At 58.0% G+C, this 5,353-nt stretch carries 4 protein-coding genes; 3 read left to right on the top strand and 1 reads right to left on the bottom strand.

Annotated features, from left to right (window positions below):
* From QP868_RS11905 to QP868_RS11895, 3 genes are all read left to right on the top strand, one after another.
* Window positions 1–308: hypothetical protein (locus QP868_RS11905; RefSeq protein WP_284926776.1), on the top strand; the 308-nt coding region annotated here is incomplete at its 5' end.
* 518 nt (window positions 309–826) lie between these two features.
* Entirely contained in the window at window positions 827–3,523 is a 2,697-nt protein-coding gene (locus QP868_RS11900) for an esterase-like activity of phytase family protein (RefSeq protein WP_284926775.1), read from the top strand.
* Window positions 3,524–3,707: 184 nt separating this feature from the next.
* Window positions 3,708–5,174 (top strand): hypothetical protein, encoded by a 1,467-nt coding sequence (locus tag QP868_RS11895; protein WP_284926774.1) that lies wholly within the window; start codon window positions 3,708–3,710, stop codon window positions 5,172–5,174.
* Here QP868_RS11895 and QP868_RS11890 read toward each other — a convergent pair.
* The coding region (locus QP868_RS11890; protein WP_284926773.1) for a hypothetical protein at window positions 5,171–5,353 on the bottom strand (183 nt) is incomplete at its 5' end. The genes QP868_RS11895 and QP868_RS11890 overlap by 4 nt on opposite strands.

The raw sequence follows: 5,353 nt of genomic DNA, 5'->3' as shown, positions 1-5,353 counted from the left end.
TGAAGTCTCGGGACATCGTTCACTCGATGTCCCGAGACTTTTTGCGTTTTGGGGTGTTGATGTGTCGGGTCATCGTTCCCCTTTTTTGTGTGTGGGGTTCTTGTTTTTGGTTGGTAGTTTTTGGTGGGGTCGATGGTGTATTCGGCGATGATTTCTCCGGTTGTTTTGTTGATTGCGATGGCGTTGGGTCCGGCGCTGCCTGGGGTCGCGGAGTCGCCGGAATGCGTCGTTTAGCTACAGTCGAGTTCGATTTTGGGGCTCGGTTGTATCCAAAAGAGCCCAAAACTGTGGCGCGCGTCACTATTTAGGGGTGTTTTGGGGTTATTTGGCTACAGTCCACAAATTGGACTGTAGCCAAACGCGTTCTAGGGGCCGAGGCGGGGGATGTCCTGCGTGTTAGTGCGGTTATCGCGGGTTACCCACCACAAGTGAGATGTTTTTCGTTTGCTGTGGTGAGTAACTCGCCGATTTTTGGCCTAAAACGTGAACAAAACGAACAAAAAGGGTGTGTAGTCATCACATTAGATTGAGCTGTGTTGGGTAAACGGTTTTTGCGCAGTCTGCTCCATTTTTAGGACCTTTTAAGGACAAGGTGTTCCATCTCCGGGCTGTGTTGGTGGGTAGACAGTTACTGGTCGAGCCATGGTTCCCCAACCTCCAGCTCTGTTCACCCTGGGGCAACATTCATGCAAGAACGTGTTCACCGCAGATGTGTAAAAACGTGTGATGAAGTGTCTGCCGGTGTGCCCAGCTAAGCGCGCCACACACCCAGACTGGACCAGTCCCATTCCCCTCGGGAAAACACGCCTGTAAGAGGAGCACATAGATGCCGCGCAAAATCAGCACCAAAATCATGGCCAGTGGACTGGCCTGCGGACTTGTAGCATCCGGAGTTGCTTTCGGTGCTCCAGCACTTGCTGAAATCGCAGACCAGAACGGTGCAAACAACTCAATGGCGGGGCCATTCGTGCGCACCGCAACATACCCCGTGTACCAGAACGTGCCCAAGGACGTTGACCCCAACGACGAAACGGTTGCAGAGATTTCGACCGTAACCCCCGACGGCAACACCATGATTTACACCGATGCTGCGGGAAAGCGCATCGGTTTCCTGGACATCTCCGACCCGGCTAACCCAAAGGGTGACGGAAGCCTCAACCTCGCAACTTTGGGTAACGCGGATGACCAGCCCACCTCGGTCGCGGTAGCCGGCGACTACGTACTGGTCGTTATCGACGAAACCGGTGGCGACTTTGAAAACCCTAAGGGCCGGGTTGACGTCGTTAAATTGTCCGACCACTCCCGTGTGGCATCGATCGACCTCAAGGGCCAGCCTGACTCGATCGCCATCAGTGAAGACGGCAAGCACGCCGCGATCGCAATCGAAAACCAGCGTGACGAAGACAAAGGCGACGGTGGCCTCCCACAGATGCCAACCGGCTTCCTGCAGACCATCAACCTCGACGGTGACCCCTCAAACTGGGGCGCCAAACCGATCATGTTCAACGATGAGGACGGCAACCCGCTCCCAATCGTCAAAGACGCTGGCCTGGACACCCCAGAAGACCTGGAACCCGAATACGTGTCCTTTAACTCCGGCCACAAGGTTGCGATGACGTTCCAGGAAAACAACGGAGTCGCAATTGTTGACGTTGCCACCGGGGAGATCGAATCAGTCTTTAACGCCGGCGCTCCCACGATCAAAGGCGTTGACGCCACCAAAGACGGCCTGATCAAGGCTACAGACTCCATCACCGCGCCTCGTGAACCCGACGCAATCGACTGGATCGACGACGAGCACGTGGCCACGGCCAACGAAGGTGACTGGAAGGGCGGCACCCGCGGTTGGACCGTCTTTGACACCACGGGCAATGTCGCGTGGGACGCCGGCAACTCGTTCGCAGAAATCGCAATCCAGCACGGTCTGCACATCGAAAAGCGCGCTGACAAGAAGGGGCCAGAACCAGAAGGTATCGCAGTAGCCGAAATGAACGGCACGCGTTACGCATTTGTTGGTTCAGAACGCTCCAACTTCGTGGCCGTGTATGACGTCGAAAACCCTGCCGAACCTAAGTTCAAGCAGGTGCTTTTCACCACCAACGGGCCAGAAGGCATCCTGCCTATCCCAGAACGCAACCTGCTCGCTATCTCCTCAGAAGTAGACGAAGCAGACAACGCTGTGCGCTCCTCGGTTGGCCTCTACGAGCTGGGCGGCAAGCAGCCAGAAGTCCCACAGCCATCCATCGTGTCGGAAAAGGAAGGCGACCAGTACATCGGCTGGACTGCCCTGGGAGCCCTGACCGCAGACCAGAAGGACGCAACGAAACTCTTTGCCGCCTCGGACTCCGCGCTGTCACACGGGCAGGTCTACACCGTTGACGCTTCCCAGACCCCCGCGCGCATCACCGAAGCGCGCACCGTGATGGACCAGGGCAAGCCGGCAGAGGGTCTGGACATCGAAGGTCTGGCAACCCGCAAGGACGGCGGATTCTGGCTGGCTTCAGAAGGCAAGACCGGTGCTGAAAACGCTCTGATCCGCACCGATGACAAGCTCAACATCGAAGAGCGTGTGTCGTTGCCGGAAGAAATTTCGAAGCACATCGGCAAGTGGGGTCTGGAAGGAGTGGACAGCCACGTCAACGCGGCCGGTGAAGAGGAAGTGTTCTTCGTGGTGCAGCGTCCGCTGTGGGAAGACCCAGAGGTTAAGGACCGCAAGGCTCTTGAAGGCGAAAACACAACGCGGATTGGTAAGTACAACGTCAAGACCAAGGAGTTCGACTGGTTCAGCTACGAACTCCAAGGCACCGACACCAAGGGCGACTGGATGGGCCTGTCCGAGATCACCGTGATCGACGACAAGACCGTGGCTGTTATTGAGCGCGACAAGCTCAACGGACCAGACGCCAAGGTCAAGCGCGTCGTCAAGGTGACGCTGCCAGACGTCCCAGACGCAGACGCCGGCGGAGTCCCACCAGCCCAGCCGGTCACCAAGGCTGATGCTGTTGACGTACTCCCATACCTCAGGGCCACAAACGGTTGGACCCAGGAAAAGCTCGAAGGGTTCACAATCGCAGCTGACGGCCAGGCCTACGCTGTGACTGACAACGACGGACTGGACGACGCGACCGGGGAAACCGTGTTCTTGCGCCTGGGCAAGATTTTTGACGCCGAGGAGCCTCCCGCAGAAGAGCCTACCGACGAACCTTCCGACGCACCTTCGGAAGCTCCAGGTGAGAAACCGGGCGAGGGCCCATCTGAGGAACCTGGCGACGACGCGACTGACCGCCCATCTGAAACCCCGGGTGAAGCACCGGGCAAGCCTGCACCAACGGACGACCCTTCGGAAGCCCCTGCCCAGCCGGGTGACGGTTCGGACGATGATTCCACCTCGGGACAGGGAGATAACAACGACGGCAAGCCACTTCCACGTACGGGTGTGAACGTGGCTGTGAGCCTGGGACTCGCCGCCCTCCTTGTAGGAGTTGGTGGGGCCGCAGTGCTCCTGGCGCGTCGCAAGAAGTAAGTAGCGCTGGCGTAACGCTTGAGGGTCCGCCCCGCACTTGGTTGGTAGTGCGGGGCGGGCCTTTTGTGTTGGTCGGACAGTGGTTGGTGGGTGCGCCCGAGGTGTACCCGACTGATGACGTACGTGCCCGTTTGGGAACAGGAGGCAGCACCGCTCGTGGGCGGGGCCGCCGTAACCTGAACACATGAGAGCAAAACTGTGGGCACGAAGTCGAACCGTCATGATTGCCATGAGTGTGTTTCTTGTGGCTACGGCAGGGACGGCATGTGACGTGTTGTGGCCCGGTCCTGGACCTAACCCTGGGCCAGTGCCAGTGCCCACGAGCGCGCCTCAGAACATGACCCGTGAAGAGTTCCGCGACTTTGCTCAGTCGCAGAAGGGCATCAAAGATGCGGAGGTCAAGGGTGACCACATTCGCATTGAGGTCGATGAGAAGACTTCGCCGGCGGAGCTTTCGTTGACCATGGACGCGCTTGAGGAAAAGTATCGCAATGTGAGGTTTGATGTCGATGTGGACCTGGTGATTGCCAGGGGCGTGTTTGAGGCTGAGGTGACGTACGTTGACCCAACGAGCTCCCCGTCTATTCCGCGCTATGCTTTTCCCTCATTCGACCTGGTACATCAGCTTGCGGGGCACAAACACATCACGAGCGGCACAATCCGAGGAAAAAGAGTGTCTGCCACTGTGGATAAGGACCCGTTTGACTGGATGCGCACTGAAGCAAAAGACGTCGACGGTGTTTTCACCGCGACGAACGGGGAGAAGGAAGACGCAAAACGCACCGATGTCACCATGAATCCGCATGATGTGGCTCAGCAACGCCTCGCAGACGCGATCCACGCAGAGGTCAAGAAAAATGGCGGGGAATTGCGGGAGCTCGAAGTGGGGTTTGAACCCCAGACCAGCTCCGATCATGTATCCGTGAACGCGAGCTTCCCAGATGCGAAAGCTGTGGACAAAGTGAGCGGGGTGTTCGCGAAGGACCACAAGGACGTGTCAACCCGTTTTATCACCTCGGGCCTCCGGGTCATCCAGAGTGCTGAAGGTTCTTTGCCTCGCCACCGTAAACAGATCGACTCTGAACAGGCGCTGGGCGTGTATCGCCAGTTGACAGCAAAAAACATCAATGTGGAGATAGTTGACCTGTCAGAGGCGCGGTTTGAGGTTGCTCTAGAGACGTCGCAACAGATAAGAACAACACTTTCGGAAGTGAACGGACTTCCAGCGGGCGTGGGCTCCGTGTCCGTGCGGCACAAGGATCAGAGGGCGGACAGTAACACGTATCTGAACCGCGATGAATGGGGTCAGTACGCATCCGTTGTTGCGAACATGTGGGATGCCGGGTTCTACGATTTCACGTTGTCGACGATGTTCGTGCGGAATGCGAAGTTCAGTGTGGATTTCGAGACTCCAGTGGAGGGGCCGGCTTTGAGGCCGAGTCACGCGCGCGCCGGTATTCAAGCCCTACGCGCAAGCGGGTACGACGGGGTGGCCTACATCAGCGTGAACGAGGGTAACCACCTGGACTTTGTATCTACCGTGTGTGGCAAAGCGAAGAAGGCGCGGAACGCGCTAAGTGGCGCGCCATCTAAACCTGACGGTGCTGAACGCGCGTTCCTTGACGAATGGAACCGCACGGCTACGTGTTAGTTGCCCGAGGTGGTTCCAAGTGAGCTCGTCACGGCACCGTACTGCGGACGGCGGGACGGATCATGTGAGCGGAACTTGCGACGACCTCGGCGGGGGAGCGGGGAGCGGGGTGAACGGACGCAACGGGGCAACATAGCCACCCGGGAACACAGAAGCGGGCACTGTTCTGGCTCAAGAAC

Source organism: Brevibacterium sp. UMB1308A, from assembly GCF_030230605.1.
Taxonomy (GTDB): domain Bacteria; phylum Actinomycetota; class Actinomycetes; order Actinomycetales; family Brevibacteriaceae; genus Brevibacterium.
The sequence above is the reverse complement of the archived record's forward strand: the minus strand, read 5'-3'. Positions and strand labels throughout refer to the sequence as shown.

What these genes read in the sequence shown, in the direction of transcription:
- QP868_RS11895 (WP_284926774.1), top strand. Translation starts at nt 3,708, where the DNA reads ATGAGAGCAAAACTGTGGGCACGAAGTCGAACCGTCATGATTGCCATG.
- QP868_RS11900 (WP_284926775.1), top strand. Translation starts at nt 827, where the DNA reads ATGCCGCGCAAAATCAGCACCAAAATCATGGCCAGTGGACTGGCCTGC.